The 13,898-nt window shown below is 33.9% G+C and carries 14 protein-coding genes and 1 other RNA gene; 13 read left to right on the forward strand and 2 right to left on the reverse strand.

The genetic code is table 11. From position 1 onward, the window contains the following. The first annotated feature begins 111 nt into the window (after window positions 1-111). The 8 genes from CHELV3228_RS02270 (at window position 112) to mnmH (ending at window position 5,457) form a co-directional block, all read left to right on the forward strand. Window positions 112-522 (forward strand): histidine phosphotransferase, encoded by a 411-nt coding sequence (locus tag CHELV3228_RS02270; RefSeq protein ID WP_082199347.1) that lies wholly within the window; start codon window positions 112-114, stop codon window positions 520-522. A 1-nt stretch (window position 523) separates the two neighbouring features. Beyond that, window positions 524-882, forward strand: a transfer-messenger RNA (tmRNA) gene (gene ssrA, locus CHELV3228_RS02275). A gap of 10 nt (window positions 883-892) precedes the next feature. After that, a complete protein-coding gene (locus CHELV3228_RS02280) occupies window positions 893-1,594 on the forward strand; it encodes a tRNA1(Val) (adenine(37)-N6)-methyltransferase (RefSeq protein ID WP_082199348.1) in 702 nt (233 codons plus the stop codon). Next, window positions 1,584-1,958, forward strand: a complete 375-nt coding sequence (locus tag CHELV3228_RS02285) for a YkgJ family cysteine cluster protein (RefSeq protein ID WP_082199349.1) — start codon at window positions 1,584-1,586, stop codon at window positions 1,956-1,958. Before CHELV3228_RS02280 ends, CHELV3228_RS02285 begins: the two co-directional genes overlap by 11 nt. Further along, window positions 1,931-3,202 (forward strand): tetratricopeptide repeat protein, encoded by a 1,272-nt coding sequence (locus CHELV3228_RS02290; protein WP_082199350.1) that lies wholly within the window; start codon window positions 1,931-1,933, stop codon window positions 3,200-3,202. Before CHELV3228_RS02285 ends, CHELV3228_RS02290 begins: the two co-directional genes overlap by 28 nt. After that, window positions 3,199-3,981 (forward strand): indole-3-glycerol phosphate synthase TrpC, encoded by a 783-nt coding sequence (trpC, locus tag CHELV3228_RS02295; protein WP_082199351.1) that lies wholly within the window; start codon window positions 3,199-3,201, stop codon window positions 3,979-3,981. The genes CHELV3228_RS02290 and trpC overlap by 4 nt, the downstream gene beginning before the upstream one ends. Further along, the gene (locus CHELV3228_RS02300; RefSeq protein ID WP_082199352.1) at window positions 3,981-4,469 is read left to right on the forward strand and encodes an HIT family protein; all 489 of its coding nucleotides are present in this window, start codon (window positions 3,981-3,983) and stop codon (window positions 4,467-4,469) included. Before trpC ends, CHELV3228_RS02300 begins: the two co-directional genes overlap by 1 nt. Then, window positions 4,453-5,457: a tRNA 2-selenouridine(34) synthase MnmH gene (mnmH, locus tag CHELV3228_RS02305; protein WP_082199353.1), complete on the forward strand. Its 1,005-nt coding sequence runs from the start codon at window positions 4,453-4,455 to the stop codon at window positions 5,455-5,457. The genes CHELV3228_RS02300 and mnmH overlap by 17 nt, the downstream gene beginning before the upstream one ends. On the opposite strand, the gene CHELV3228_RS02310 is transcribed toward mnmH, so the two are convergent. Then, on the reverse strand, window positions 5,435-6,958 hold the full coding sequence (locus CHELV3228_RS02310) for an inorganic phosphate transporter (protein ID WP_082199354.1): 1,524 nt from the start codon (window positions 6,956-6,958) through the stop codon (window positions 5,435-5,437). The genes mnmH and CHELV3228_RS02310 overlap by 23 nt on opposite strands. Before the next feature lie 133 nt (window positions 6,959-7,091). On the opposite strand from CHELV3228_RS02310, the gene CHELV3228_RS02315 reads away from it, so the two are divergent. Then, window positions 7,092-7,910, forward strand: a complete 819-nt coding sequence (locus CHELV3228_RS02315) for an inverse autotransporter beta domain-containing protein (RefSeq protein ID WP_082199355.1) — start codon at window positions 7,092-7,094, stop codon at window positions 7,908-7,910. Here the strand turns inward: CHELV3228_RS02315 and CHELV3228_RS02320 are convergent. Next, complete coding sequence (locus tag CHELV3228_RS02320) at window positions 7,907-9,232, reverse strand: cation:dicarboxylate symporter family transporter (protein WP_082200728.1); 1,326 nt, start codon at window positions 9,230-9,232, stop codon at window positions 7,907-7,909. The two genes, CHELV3228_RS02315 and CHELV3228_RS02320, sit on opposite strands and share 4 nt — an antisense overlap. Window positions 9,233-9,404: 172 nt before the next feature. On the opposite strand from CHELV3228_RS02320, the gene cetC reads away from it, so the two are divergent. The 4 genes from cetC (at window position 9,405) to mnmG (ending at window position 13,791) form a co-directional block, all read left to right on the forward strand. Further along, window positions 9,405-9,899 (forward strand): energy taxis response protein CetC, encoded by a 495-nt coding sequence (gene cetC / locus CHELV3228_RS02325; protein WP_082199356.1) that lies wholly within the window; start codon window positions 9,405-9,407, stop codon window positions 9,897-9,899. A gap of 90 nt (window positions 9,900-9,989) precedes the next feature. Beyond that, window positions 9,990-11,372 carry a bipartate energy taxis response protein CetA gene (gene cetA, locus CHELV3228_RS10730; protein WP_407712509.1) on the forward strand — a complete coding sequence of 461 codons (1,383 nt, stop codon included), beginning with the start codon at window positions 9,990-9,992 and terminating at the stop codon, window positions 11,370-11,372. A gap of 1 nt (window position 11,373) precedes the next feature. Beyond that, on the forward strand, window positions 11,374-11,868 hold the full coding sequence (cetB, locus tag CHELV3228_RS02335) for a bipartate energy taxis response protein CetB (RefSeq protein WP_082199358.1): 495 nt from the start codon (window positions 11,374-11,376) through the stop codon (window positions 11,866-11,868). Between the two features lie 66 nt (window positions 11,869-11,934). Continuing rightward, window positions 11,935-13,791 (forward strand): tRNA uridine-5-carboxymethylaminomethyl(34) synthesis enzyme MnmG, encoded by a 1,857-nt coding sequence (mnmG, locus tag CHELV3228_RS02340; RefSeq protein WP_082199359.1) that lies wholly within the window; start codon window positions 11,935-11,937, stop codon window positions 13,789-13,791. Window positions 13,792-13,898: the final 107 nt, after the last annotated feature.

Consider the following 13,898-nt stretch of genomic DNA (forward strand, 5'->3'; position numbering starts at 1 on the left):
TGTAAGAAATAAATAAGGATAAAAAATTTATAAAATCTACATCTTTGTGATTTAATTCTTATTTTGAAACATTTGTTATAATTAAGAATTGTTGATTAAGGTAGTAAGCTTATGGGAATTTTAACAAAATTAGAACTTGAACACGATATAGATGAAGTAGAGAGGTTTTTAGAGTTTTTTCGCACGATGTGCGATAGATTTGAACCCTTAATCATTAAGCTTGGAAGCGATAAAATCAAATATAAAGAAGCGATAAGTGAGCTTGAAACTTTAGCACATAATACTGCTTGGGCTGCAAGACGGCTTAATTTGGACGAGGTTACGGATTTTTGTGTTTTTTGCGAAGAGATGATGGCACAAGCGAAGCGTTTTGAGGGTCCTGCAAGTGAAGAATTTATGGACTGGATGCTTTTGATGGGTGATCAGTTTGAAAAGTATTGTAAGAGTTATGAAAATGATGCTTCCATTTTAGCTGTTTTTAATCCTTTAATTGTTAATGTTCCAAATGTTATTTCTAAGTAATGGGGACGACTTGGCTTCGACAGGAATAGTTTGATTAGGATGGCATACCGCTTTAGACATAGCGTAAAAAGTCTCATTAAAATTAAACGCAAACAACGCGAAATTTGCTCCTGCTTACGCTAAAGTTGCGTAAGTTCAGTTGAGCCTAGAGCTTGGGTGATACTATCTAGCCTGAGTTTTAGTCATTTTTGATAGTGTAGTTTTAGGGCTTGACGCACCTTAGGGCGAAGTTTAGTCTAGTCAAATTTTTAAGTTTTGGAAGATGAGCGGAATTTGATGAAAAAGTCATCTTTGCTAAGTATGTAGAGGTCTTCTTTGAGTTATTTTTGGACAGGGGTTCAATTCCCCTCGTCTCCACCATAAGGCTAAAATGCGAATTTTAAAATTCTTTCAGTTTAAAAACGCTTATCGTTATAATAGCGACTCCTTGCTTTTAAGTGCTTTCATATTAGAAGATAGATTAAGCAAAACAACACTTTTGGATGTGGGTTCTGGATGTGGAATTATAGGAATTTTGTTAAAAAATTCTTATGCTGATTTAAAGCTCTCTTTACTTGAGATTCAGGAAGAAAACATTACCCTTATTAGAGAAAATTTGAGACAAAATGCGCTTGAGGCAGAAATTTTTCATAATGATTTTAAAGAATTTAAGAGTAAAATTAAATTTGACTACATAGTTTGCAATCCTCCATTTTATAGACAAGACGCGTTAAAAAGTGCAAATTTGCATAAGAGTGTAAGTAAAAATGCCTGTTTTTTACCACTTGAGGATTTGGTAAGGGGGGTCAATTCTTTGCTTACTCCGCGTGGGAGTTTTTATTTTTGTTACGAGGCTTTGGCTTTAAGTGAAATTTGTGTGCTTTTAGAGAAATACAAGCTAAAAATGACTAAAATTCGCTTCGTTCATAGTAAAAATGGAGCTAAGGCAAGGCTTGTTTTAGTTAGAGTATGCAAAAGCTCGAAAAGTCCTTGTGAGGTCAGTTCGCCATTATTTGTTTATGAGGGAGGAAATTTAAGCGAAGAAATGCGTGGGCTTAGTGCGAAATTTAGGATAGAAAGTTATGATTTTTAAAGAGGGTTTTGAGTATGGTTTTGATGGCTCTAAGTGTGAGAGTTGTGGGGGGAAGTGTTGCACGGGAGAAAGTGGGCATATTTTCATCGCCAAAGAAGAAATAAACCTTTTAATGGAGCATTTTAACTTAGATGAGTTAGAATTTAAAGAGCGTTTTTTAAGAAAAGTGGGGTTCAGATTAAGCCTAAAGGAAAAAGAATTTGAAGGAGGCTTTGCTTGTATTTTTTTTGACACAAAGAAGAGAAATTGTTCGATTTACGCTTTGCGTCCAGCCCAGTGCAAAAGCTTTCCGTTTTGGGATTATTTTAAAACACATAAAAAGGAATTAGAAAAAGAATGTATAGGAATTACTTATTTATCATAATTACTTGCCTTTTTTTAACATCTTGTGCAAGTAAAAATGCTTTAAATGATGTGGAATTTAAGCCAGTAAAAGAAAACGCTTTAGATAAAGCATTGATGAGGGCTTTTGTGTGCGAGTATTATGGAGAATTTAAATGTGCTAGAGATATTTACTTAGACTTATTTGAAAAAAACAAAAATGCCAAATTTTTGGAACAAGCTTTCTTTTTAAGCCTTTCTTACAACCTAAATAAAACAAAAGAGCTAAATGAAAAAGCACAACAATTTCTTGAAACAAGCTCCAACATTAAGCGTTTAAGTGTGCTTTATTCTCTTTCAAATATGGATTTAGCAAGAGCGCAAAAATTAGCCCTTGAACTTTTAAAAGACGATGATTATCCCGGAAATTACGAGCTTTATGGAGATATTTTATTAAGAAAAAATCAATTAAGAGAAGCTTTGAAATATTATCAAATAGCTTACAAGCAATTGCCAAATGAAGTAATGGCTCTTAAAATGGTAGGAATTTATACGCTTTTAAATGATACTAAAGGGATGAAAAAATTCCTCATTAATGTGCGTAAAAAGCAAGGGTGTAGCTTAAAAACTTGTGTGCTTTTATCTAAAATTTACTTGGATGAGAAAAATTATAAAGAGCTTGAAAGTGTTTATTTGGAGCTTTACGAATTAAGTTTAAACGAGAATTTTTTATTCGCTTTAATCGAAATTTATAACAAGCAAAATCAAAAAGAAAAAGCTTTAAAATTGGCTTTGCAGTATGATTTAAATGATGAGCTTAAGGTTTTTTTGTTTCAAAATTTAAAGCAATTTGATAAGGCAAAGGAGCTGAGTTTAAAACTCTATCAAGCAAGTGGAGATAAAGAGCATTTGCTTCGTGCGGCTGTGTTTGAATTTGAAGAAGCAAGTGCGAAAGCAAAGCCTGATTTGAAAGTTGCTAAAAGTGTAGCCAAGAAATTTGAAGAGGCGATGACAAAAGAAAGCGCACCGCTTTATTTAAATTATTATGGCTATTTGTTGATTGATTACGAATTAGATGTGAAAAAAGGCATTGAACTTGTTGAGCTCGCTTTACAAAATGAGCCGAATAATTTTTATTATTTAGATTCTTTGGCTTGGGGATATTATAAATTAAAAGAATGTGAAAAGGCTTGGGACATTTTAAAACCAACTTTTGCAGATAAAGAATTTGCTAACTCTAGTGAAAGTAAAGAGCATCAAAAAGCGATAAAGGCTTGTATAAAATGATTTTAGAAGAAATTTTTTTAAAAACAAAAGAGGAATTAAAAAAGCGTAAAATGGCTTTGCCTTACGATATGTTAGGGCGTTCTTTGGCTTCAAATCCTTTCTTTCCAAAAGATGTTTGTAAGGCGTTAAAAAGGGTAGATGAAGAGATAAAAATCATCGCCGAGGTAAAAAAAGCTAGTCCTAGCAAAGGGGTTTTAAGGGAGAATTTTGAGCCTTTAAGCATTGCTTTAAATTATGAGAAAAATTTTGCCGCAGCGATTTCTGTTTTAACTGAGCCTTTTTATTTTCAAGGTTCTTTAGAATATCTTAGCCTCATTCGTCGCTATACGCAAATTCCACTGCTTAGAAAAGATTTTATTTTTGACGAATACCAGCTTTTAGAAGCTTTAGTTTATGGGGCGGATTTTGTGCTTTTAATCGCTAAGATGTTGAGTGCAAAAGAGCTTAAAAAACTTTTGGAATTTAGCAGACATTTAGGGCTTGAAGCTTTGGTGGAAATCCACGATAAAGAGGACTTAACCAAGGCGATTTTAGTGGGAGCTGATATTATAGGGATAAATCATAGAAATTTAGAAGATTTTACTATGGATATGAGTCTTTGTGAAAAGCTTATTCCTCAAATTCCTAATTCTAAAATAATAATTGCAGAAAGTGGTTTGGAGGATAAGGATTTTTTAAAAGAGCTTCAAAAAATAGGCGTTGATGCCTTTTTAATAGGGGAATATTTTATGAAGCAAAACGATGAGGGTAAGGCACTAAAAGCCTTATGTGAGGATTAATGGAATATCTTTACGCGCCTTGGAGAAGTGAATATTTAGAGGAAAAAGATGAGCTTTGCCCATTTTGTGCGTGTGCAAATAAGCTTAAAAGTGATGCCGAGCTTGGGGTGCTTTTTAGGGCAAAACATTGTTTGGGCGTGATGAATCGCTACCCTTATACACCGGGGCATTTTATGGTTATCCCCTATAAACACGAGGAACACATAGAAAATTTGAGTGAAGAAACTTGGAGTGAAATGAGTGTTTTTGTGCGTGAGGGTGTTAAAATTTTAAAAGAATGTTTAAAAGCAAGTGGGGTTAATATCGGTATGAATTTAAGCACCGCTGCAGGTGCTGGTATAGCACCACATTGTCATTATCATCTTGTGCCACGCTGGAGTGGCGATACAAATTTCATTACCTCCATAGGACAAACTAGAATTTGTGGAGCGGATGTAGAAAAAATTTATCAAAAACTTCTCAAGGCTTTTAATGCTAGAAGAGCTTGATTATGAAGAATTTTTAAAGCAAAAATTTGACGCATTAATTGACGCAAGAAGCCCCTTGGAATTTTCCCATTCTCATCTTAAAAACGCGCTAAATTTTTACGCATTGAATAATGAACAACATCAAGAAGTTGGCACTTTGTATAAGAAAAATCAAGCCCAATCCAAAGCAAAAGGTGCGCAATACATTTGTGCAAATATGGCAAGGCATATCCCACTTTTCACAAGCGAATTTAGAATAGGTGCGAAGGTGGGAATTTATTGTGCTAGGGGTGGGTTGCGTTCAAAATCTATTGCTGTGATTTTAAGTGAGCTAGGTTATAGAGTTACGCGTTTAAAGGGTGGCTTTAAGGCTTATAGGACATACTTAAATGAATTTTTTGCAAAGCCTCTAAATTGTGAATTGCTTGTGTTGTGTGGTAATACAGGCTGTGGGAAAACTGAGCTTTTGGAGCTTTTAAAGCCTTCGATTAATTTAGAAAAAATGGCGAATCATTTAGGTTCTTCTTTTGGAGATATTTTAGGGGAGCAGCCTAGTCAAAAAACTTTTGATGAGGCTTTGTTTCATTCTATGCAGACAAAACTTGCTTTTATAGAAAGTGAAAGTCGTAAAATTGGCACGGTGATTCTGCCTTTAAAGCTTTATGAGGCTTTGCAAAATGGTTTTAAAATTCATTGCTTTGCCTCAAAAGAGAAGCGTATAGAGCGTATAGAAAAGCTTTATAAATCTAAGATGAATGAGGAAAATTTTTATCGCTCTTTGACTAAGATTAGCCCTTACATAAGTTTAAATTTGCGACTTGATTTAGAAGAAGCTTTTAAAAAAGAGCAGTGGCAAAGACTTATTTCTATGCTTTTGGATTATTATGATAAAACTTATAAAAGAAGTTCGCAGGTAGATTATGAGCTTTTAACAGATGATATTTTAAGAGCCAAAGAAGAACTTATGGCTCTTTATGAAGAAAAATTTAAAGCTCTAAAGTCATCTTAAAGCCCATAAATACAGCAGCAGCCATTAAGCCCGCAGCTGGTAGGGTAATAATCCAAGCCAAGCCTATAGGCTTCATCATAATCCAGTTGGCATTTTTAGAGTAAAGTCCTATGCCCAAAACCGCTCCAATTAAGATATGGGTAGAGCTTACAGGAATTCCAAGCTGGGTGGCTAAAAGAATCACTATACTAGCACCAAGCTCCGCACTAAATCCTGTGGTAGGGCGTATGGAAGCAAGTTTTGAACCCACCGTTGTAATGACCTCTTTTCCCAAAAACCATAAACCTATGACTAAAGCCACCCCAAACATCGCAAGAGCCGCGAAAGGAACGGGAGAGCTTGAATTAATCGCATTGTTTTTAAGCACATCTAAAATCGCTGCAAAAGGACCAATGGCATTAGCTATATCATTAGCTCCGTGCGAAAAAGCAAAACTTGAGGCTGTGAAAATTTGAAACCAAGAGAAAATTCTATCGGTTGTTTTGTTAAGCTCTGTTTTTTTAACAATGCTAACAACGGCAAAAGTAACGACATAGCTAATTGTGCCTAAAATTCCCACTATCCAAAAATTTTGCAAAACATCGAGTGTGCTGACATTATTTAAGCCTTTAAATAAAAACATTGAGGCAATAACAGCCGCACTAAAACAAGCGATAATTGGCATATGAGTTTTTAAAACTCCATAGATGTCAATCGCTTTTTCCTTTTCTTTGAATTCTTTTATTTTGTTTTTATAAAAACTTTCATCATCGTCCTCATCTAAAGCTATAATGCTAAGCTCTCTAATTTGTTCTTCATCGCTTTTTTTTCTAAGATTATTAAAAAATTCTTCCTTAAACTCTTTTTTAGCTTTTTTTAACTCCTTAATATTTTCGTTCAAATTTTTAGATGGTTTTAAGATTTTTCTATCGATATACGCGTAAATAATGTAAGCTACCAAACCGCCTAAAAGGGGAGAGACGACCCAGCTTACAGCAATTCTTAAAATTTCACTCCATTTGACCATAGCTAAAGTTTGACTTCCGTCAAATTCCAAAAGCCCCATCATAATACTAGCTCCAACTATACCACCTACAATACTATGCGTCGTTGAGACGGGTAAGCCTTTTTTTGTTGCGATGAAAATCCAAAGCCCTGAGCTTAGAAGTGCGGCTAACATAATGGCTACAAAGAGCATAGGGTCTAAAGAGGCTGGGAAATTTACTATCCCACTTCTTATGGTTTTAGTTACTTCACCCCCTGCAAAAATCGCCCCACTAAGCTCAAATACTGCTGCGATAATTAAAGCCTGCTTAATGGTAACTGTTTTAGCGCCAACGCTTGTTCCAAAAGAATTTGCCACATCATTACCACCTATGTTAAATGCCATAAAAATACCAAATATTGAAGCAAGGATAAATAATATAACTTGATGGGAGGCGACATAATTAAAACCCCAAATCATAAAAAAAACTGAGCTAATGGCAAAAACACTAAAAGCAAGGAGATTATCTTTTTTCAAGGCGAAACCTTTGTGTTGGAGTAAAATTATAAATTGTAATTTCCTATGAAAAAATTTATCAAAAGTGCTTTAAATATACCTTAATAAAGTGAAATTTACTTTTATTTGTTTTGTTTTTTTATAATGGCTGACGATGAAGAAAACATTTTTAAAAATTTTATTATGCTTTTTATTTACTCCCTTTTCTTTTGCAGATGCTTTAAGTGAAGCTTTAGCGAAAAATAAGGAAGGCAATTGGACAACTTTTAAATTTGAATATCAAGATGACACTCCAGGTGTGCAAAGTGAAAGTGTGGATTTTCAAACAACTTTAAATTCCACGCTTTCAAGTGTTTTTGAAAAAAATAATGGCATAGATAATACAGAAGGGAATTTGGATTTTCAAAATGAAAATTTTCAAATGAAAAATCTTACCTCAATTTATGAGAGCGAAAATAATTCCTTATTATTTCAAAAAGAAATTTTTGTTTCTCAAGAAAGCTATAATTATTCTGGAGGTTTAATTAATCGTTATACGCACGAGGATTTTTTGTTGGGTGTTAATGGTTTTATTGACAAACAAAAGGAAGAAAATAGCGATAGCTCAAGTTGGGGTGCAGAATTTGGCTATACGGATACGCTTAAAGCTTATACAAATTATTATATGCCTCAAGATAAAAGCGTGGAGAGGAATTTGCAATTAGGTCTTAGCTTTGCTGTTCCGTCTTACGAATCCGTCATTTTTGATGTGAGTAAGGATAATGAAAAGGCAAATTATCAAATCACCTATAAGCCTTATAAGGTGCTTAATTTCAATTTTTTTCAAAGTCAAAATAAAGAAGATGAAATTCAAAATGCCGTCCGCGTAGGCTTTAATTTTAGCTTAAATAAAAGTTTTTTAAGACAATTAAAAGAAGATGAAAGCAAACTTGAGGAAATTAATCGCTATGATTTTTTCCAAAGAAATCATTAACTTAGAGCCTCGTTGCGGAATTTTTCAGGATGGTTAATTGCAAAATTAAATTTCTCCCAGTCTATTTGTTTATCCCAAATGGCAACGATAAGTGCGGCGACACTATTACCACATAAATTTCCCACAGCTCTCATTTCCGACATAAATTTATCTACACCTAGTAAAATGCTAATGGCAGCGATAGGCAAGACTTCTGCTAGGGTGCCTCCCGCTTCTTCGATTTGCATCCCACCAAGCGCACCTAATGTGCTTCCAAGCACGATAAAACCAGAACCTGTAACACCAACAGCACCTTTTGACGCTATCATTAAAACAAGCAGAATGCTAAGTTCGTGGCTAAGAGATAAATTGACTCCAAAAGCTTGTGCCAAAAAAATGAGACATACGGACAAATAGATATTTGTGCAATCTAAATTAAAACTATATCCTGTGGGAAGAACAAGTCCTACTGTGGCTTTTGAAATTCCTGCTTTTTCAAGTTTTTTCATTAGGGGCGCAAGAGCAGATTCGCTTGAGCTTGTTGCAAAAACGATTAAAACTTCTGCGGCAATAAAACGCATAAATTTAAAGATATTCACTTTTGCAAAATAACAAATTAATCCTAAAATTCCAAAGATAAAAATTAAACAAGCAAGAAACATAACTAAAAGTAAATATCCAAGATTAATTAGTGAGCTTAAGCCGTATTGTGCGATGAGAAAAGCCATAGCGCAAAAGGCAGCTACGGGACTAAAATACATTACAATTTGTAGAATTTTAAAGACGAAATTTTGCACGACTTCAAAAACTCTTTGTATGCTTTGCTTATCTTCGCTTTTCATCAAAGAGATAATAAGAGCTGTAATAATGGCAATAACTAAAACCTGCAAGGTTTTTCCCTCTGTGAAAGGACTAATGATGTCTGTTGGGATAGCGTCCTTTAAAATATGCATAATCTCAGAACTTGCACTGATGTCAGCATTGCTTTGTGAGATATATTTTTCCACACTTGCACTATCTATTTCTCGTGGGTCAAGATTCATTTTTGCACCCGGTTTTAAGATATTTGTAATAAAAATTCCTATGGCTAAAGCAAGAGTGCTGACTAATTCAAAATAAATAACCGCCTTAAGTCCTATGGAGCCGACTTTTTTAAGATTATCTAAGCTAATAATTCCCAAAACGATGGTTACAAAGATTATGGGTCCAATGAGAATTTTTAAAGCGTGGATAAAATAATCCACTCCAGCTTTAACGCTTAGGGCTAATTCTTTATGCACACAGCCTAAAATTATTCCTAAAATAATGCCCAAAATTACCCAAAAAGCAAGACTTTGAAGCATATTTTGACATTTTTCTTTTGTAATAAAAAGAGACAAAGTTCCACCTTCTGCAATAAAAATTATTTTAAGTAATTGTAACAAAAATATAGTTTTCTTAAGCGTTTTTTCTTTTAATTTGTTATAATTAATAAATTTAAAATATTTTGTTAATCATTTAGTAAAGGGGTTGGCAATGAAAGAGATAGTTTTAGCAGATGACACACTCATCACTTCAAAGACGGATTTAAAGGGTGATATTATTTACGCTAATGCGGATTTTTTAAAATATGCGGGTTATAAAATGGATGAAATTTTATATAAGCCACATAATATAGTCAGGCACGAAGATATGCCTAAAACTGTGTTTAAGTGCTTGTGGGATTATATTGTTGAGGGAAATGAAATTTTTGCTTTTGTTAAAAACAAAGCAAAAAGTGGAGATTATTATTGGGTTTTTGCAAATATTACTGCTTCTTTTGATGAAAAGCGCAATATTATCAATTATTATTCCGTGCGTAGAAAGCCTAATCCTAAAGCCATTCCTATCATAGAAAGCGTTTATAAAACTTTGCTAGAAAAGGAAAGAGAGGGCGGGATTAAAGAGGGCGTGAAGACCTTGATGGAGCTTGTAGGTTCCTATAAAATGACTTATAATCAGTTAATTTTTGACTTGCAGGAAAATAATTAAGAGATTTTTAATCTTTATTAAATATAATTGCTAGTTTTTGTCTGTTTTTAACTTGAAGTTGTTTAAAATGAATTTGATGTGAGGAAAATGATGAGAAATGCTTTTATCTTGGCTATTGTACTGAGTGTGATAGGAATTTTATTAACTTTTATAGTTAATGCCTATATTGGTGCGGCGTGTTTTATATTTGTGATAGCGCTACTTGTTTATATGATGGTATCACATAAAGATGAAGGTGAGATGATAGAAAAGCTTTTTGTGCTTTCTAATTATCTTAAAGAGGGAAATTTTGATAAGAGAGTTATTTATATTAAAAGTAAAAGTAGAAAACTTGCACAAATTGCAGACAATTTAAACAATATGATAGACGGACTTGAGGCTTATTTAAGAGAGATTAACACTTCCATTACTTGTTCGCAAAATAATGAATTTTATCGTAAAGCCTTGCCTGAGGGCTTAAAAGGAATTTTCGCTCATAATATCGAATTTATCAATAAGGCTCTTTCTAATATAGAAATCACAGCAAAATCGACTTTTAAAAACGCTCTTTCCAAAACCTTAATGGATTTAAGTTTGGGAAGTCAAAATAAAGATATGTCGCGTATTACAACTTCTTTAAATGCGGATATTAACGCGATGAATAATATTTACGATGTGGTTAATTCTATCACTAAAGTAGCAACTGAAAACGGCTCACAGGTCATTTCTTTGCAAGAAGCTATGAATACCTTAATGCAGGTTGTCAATTCTAGCAAGGAAACGGTGGAAGCTTTTGTGGCAAATTCGCAAAATATCACTTCGGTGATTGAGGTTATCCGCGATATAGCAGATCAAACAAATTTGTTAGCACTTAATGCTGCTATTGAAGCAGCAAGGGCTGGAGAACACGGACGAGGCTTTGCAGTCGTAGCAGATGAAGTAAGACAACTAGCAGAAAGAACACAAAAATCAACGAGCGAAATTTCCATAGCTATACAAACAATGCAACAAGATTTTGACAATATACAATCAGGAAGCGAACAAGTCTTCGACATTGTTAGCAATTCAGAAGAACGCATTTCAAATTTCTCTCAAGCATTTAAGCGACTTGAAGAAAACAGCTCCGAACTTGGTGTAAATTTTACCTCCTTTGCAAAAAAACTCATTTTATCTGTCGCAAAGATTGATCATATACTCTATAAATCCAACATCTATCTCGCCCTTAATGGGACGCATTCTTTTGACCTTGATAGCCTTGATGCAATTTCTCATCTTTGCCACGAGGAAAGAGCGAAGAAGGTTATCAACGAGCTTGTAAGTGATGAAGATTTAGATGAAGTAAGGGCAGTGATTAAGGATAATGCAAATTGTGCTATAGAAGAATCAAGAGCTGAGTATATAGGACAAGAAGCTTACGATTCTATAGTTAGTAAAGTAACAACGCTAGAAAATAAGAGTGCGGAAATTTTAGCAAAACTTAAAATAGAGGGATAAAATGGCAAAGGAAATTTTTTTAGAAAATGATTCTCTTATCACTTCAAAGACGGATTTAAAAGGTAAGATAGTTTATGCAAATGATGATTTTTTAACTTATGCTGGTTATGCAATGCAAGATGTCCTATATAAACCCCATAATATAGTCAGGCACGAAGATATGCCTAGAACCGTCTTTAAATTTTTGTGGGATTATATGAAAAATGGACAGGAAATTTTTGCTTATGTAAAAAATAGAACGAAAAATAATGATTATTATTGGGTTTTTGCTAATGTAACACCATCTTTTGATATTCACAATCAAATCATAGGCTATTATTCTGTCCGTAGAAAACCAAACCCAAAAGCGATAGAGCAGATTAAGCCCTTATATAAAGAACTTTTGAAAATCGAAAAAGAAAGCTTGGATAAGGGTGTGGAATTTTTAAATGATTTTTGCAAAAATTCTAAAAAAAGTTACAATGAAATCATCTTTTCTTTGCAAGAAGCAAAATAGGTTTTCTCCCTATATTTGCTAAATTCCTAGTATAATTTCAGCCTTTAAAAAAGATTAAGGTTAGTGATGTTTGATATTATTGTAATAGGTGGCGGACACGCTGGTATAGAGGCAAGTGCGGTAGCTGCCAAAATGGGAAAAAGAACTCTGCTTTTAACAACTCTTATAGAGCAAATTGGTGCGGCGAGTTGTAATCCCGCCATAGGTGGATTAGCCAAAGGGCATTTGGTAAAAGAGCTTGATGCTATGGGTGGTTTAATGGGAGAAATTACCGATGAGGCTGGGATACAATTTCGCATTTTAAACGAGAGTAAAGGTGTAGCTGTTAGGGGAAGCAGGGCGCAAATTGATATGGATAGATATCGTATCATTGCAAGAAATAAGCTTTTGAGGCTTGAAAATTTAGAAATATCACAAGAACAAGTTGTAGAGTTAATTTTTCAAAATGATGAATTAAAAGGCGTTAGAACAAATTTAAACCATAATTATTATGCTAAAAAAATCATTCTTACCACAGGCACTTTTTTAAATGGACTTATCCACATAGGGGAAAATCAAATCGAAGCTGGGCGTGTGGGGGAGTTGGCTTCTGTAAAACTTGCAAATTCTTTGAGAGGTCTTGATTTAAGAATTGGCAGACTAAAGACAGGAACTTGTCCTAGAGTTGATGCTAAGAGTATTGATTTTAGCGTTTTAGAAATTCAGCACGGAGATGAGAAGCCTAAGCCTTTTAGCTTTAAAACAAAAGATTTTACACCGACACAATTGCCTTGTTTTATCGCAAGAACAAATTTAAATACACACACTATCATTAGGGAGAATTTTTACAGAGCGCCTCTTTTTACGGGGCAAATTGAGGGTGTGGGACCAAGGTATTGTCCCTCCATAGAGGATAAGATTAATCGCTTTGGGGACAAAGAAAGCCACCATCTTTTTATAGAGCCTCAAACAAAAGAGGCTACCGAGTATTATATCAATGGCTTTTCTACTTCTTTGCCTTACGAAGTGCAAACACAAATGCTCCGCTCCATAAAAGGCTTTGAAAATGCTAAGATTACGCGTTTTGGATATGCTATTGAGTATGATTATATTGACCCAACGGAGCTTTATCATAGTTTAGAACTTAAGAAAGTTAAAAATTTGTATTGTGCGGGGCAGATTAATGGCACAACGGGCTACGAAGAAGCTGCTGCGCAAGGTTTTATGGCTGGAATTAACGCTGTGTTAGCACTAGAGGGCAAAGAGCCTTTCATTTTAGGACGCGATGAAGCTTATATAGGTGTTTTAATAGATGATTTGGTGATTAAAGGCACAAAAGAACCTTATAGAATGTTCACTTCCAGGGCAGAATTTAGATTGCTTTTAAGGGAAGAAAATGCAATTATAAGGTTAGGGAAATATGGTTTTAAATTTGGACTTTTAAACGAAGAAGAGTTTAAAATGATAGAAAATAGACGCGAAAATATCAATAAAGGTTTAAGCTTTTTGCTCGCCAAAGAATTAACTCCAAGTAATGAAAATAACACTTTTTTGCAAGATTTAGATGAGGAAAAAATTTCTTCCATTGTGAGCCTTCAAAAAATAGTTGCAAGAGCAAGTTTTAATGTGGAGAAACTACGCAAACTTGATGTTATGTTTGAAAATATGGACTTATATTCTTTGCAAGAAATTTTAAGCGAAGCAAAGTATTATCATTACATTGATATGCAAAAGGCTCAGGTGGAAAAAATGAAAGGCTTGAATGCTCTTAAAATTCCAGAAAATTTTGATTTTAAAAGCGTGAGTGGCTTGAGTAATGAAGTTGTAGAAAAACTTGAAAAATTTAGACCTCCAACACTTTTTGCTGCGAGTGAAATAAGTGGGATAACCCCCGCAGCTTTGGACATTTTGCAAATTTATATTAAAACAAAAAAGCAAAAGTAAATGTTTCTTTAAGTTTAAAATTGGAAATTTTTGACAGAAATAATAAAAAAGAAAAAATTTATTTTATTTTGGATAAACTGCTAGGTTTATTAAAATTCAAAATTATT

The sequence above is a fragment of the Campylobacter helveticus genome (assembly GCF_002080395.1).
Lineage (GTDB): Bacteria > Campylobacterota > Campylobacteria > Campylobacterales > Campylobacteraceae > Campylobacter_D > Campylobacter_D helveticus.

Coding starts and splice junctions, on each gene's coding strand:
- cetB (WP_082199358.1), top strand. CDS start 11,374: ATGGCAAAGGAAATTTTTTTAGAAAATGATTCTCTTATCACTTCAAAG.
- mnmH (WP_082199353.1), top strand. CDS start 4,453: ATGCTAGAAGAGCTTGATTATGAAGAATTTTTAAAGCAAAAATTTGAC.
- CHELV3228_RS02280 (WP_082199348.1), top strand. CDS start 893: ATGCGAATTTTAAAATTCTTTCAGTTTAAAAACGCTTATCGTTATAAT.
- CHELV3228_RS02290 (WP_082199350.1), top strand. CDS start 1,931: ATGTATAGGAATTACTTATTTATCATAATTACTTGCCTTTTTTTAACA.
- trpC (WP_082199351.1), top strand. CDS start 3,199: ATGATTTTAGAAGAAATTTTTTTAAAAACAAAAGAGGAATTAAAAAAG.
- CHELV3228_RS02270 (WP_082199347.1), top strand. CDS start 112: ATGGGAATTTTAACAAAATTAGAACTTGAACACGATATAGATGAAGTA.
- cetA (WP_407712509.1), top strand. CDS start 9,990: ATGAGAAATGCTTTTATCTTGGCTATTGTACTGAGTGTGATAGGAATT.
- CHELV3228_RS02300 (WP_082199352.1), top strand. CDS start 3,981: ATGGAATATCTTTACGCGCCTTGGAGAAGTGAATATTTAGAGGAAAAA.
- mnmG (WP_082199359.1), top strand. CDS start 11,935: ATGTTTGATATTATTGTAATAGGTGGCGGACACGCTGGTATAGAGGCA.
- CHELV3228_RS02315 (WP_082199355.1), top strand. CDS start 7,092: ATGAAGAAAACATTTTTAAAAATTTTATTATGCTTTTTATTTACTCCC.
- cetC (WP_082199356.1), top strand. CDS start 9,405: ATGAAAGAGATAGTTTTAGCAGATGACACACTCATCACTTCAAAGACG.
- CHELV3228_RS02320 (WP_082200728.1), bottom strand. CDS start 9,232: ATGCTTCAAAGTCTTGCTTTTTGGGTAATTTTGGGCATTATTTTAGGA.
- CHELV3228_RS02285 (WP_082199349.1), top strand. CDS start 1,584: ATGATTTTTAAAGAGGGTTTTGAGTATGGTTTTGATGGCTCTAAGTGT.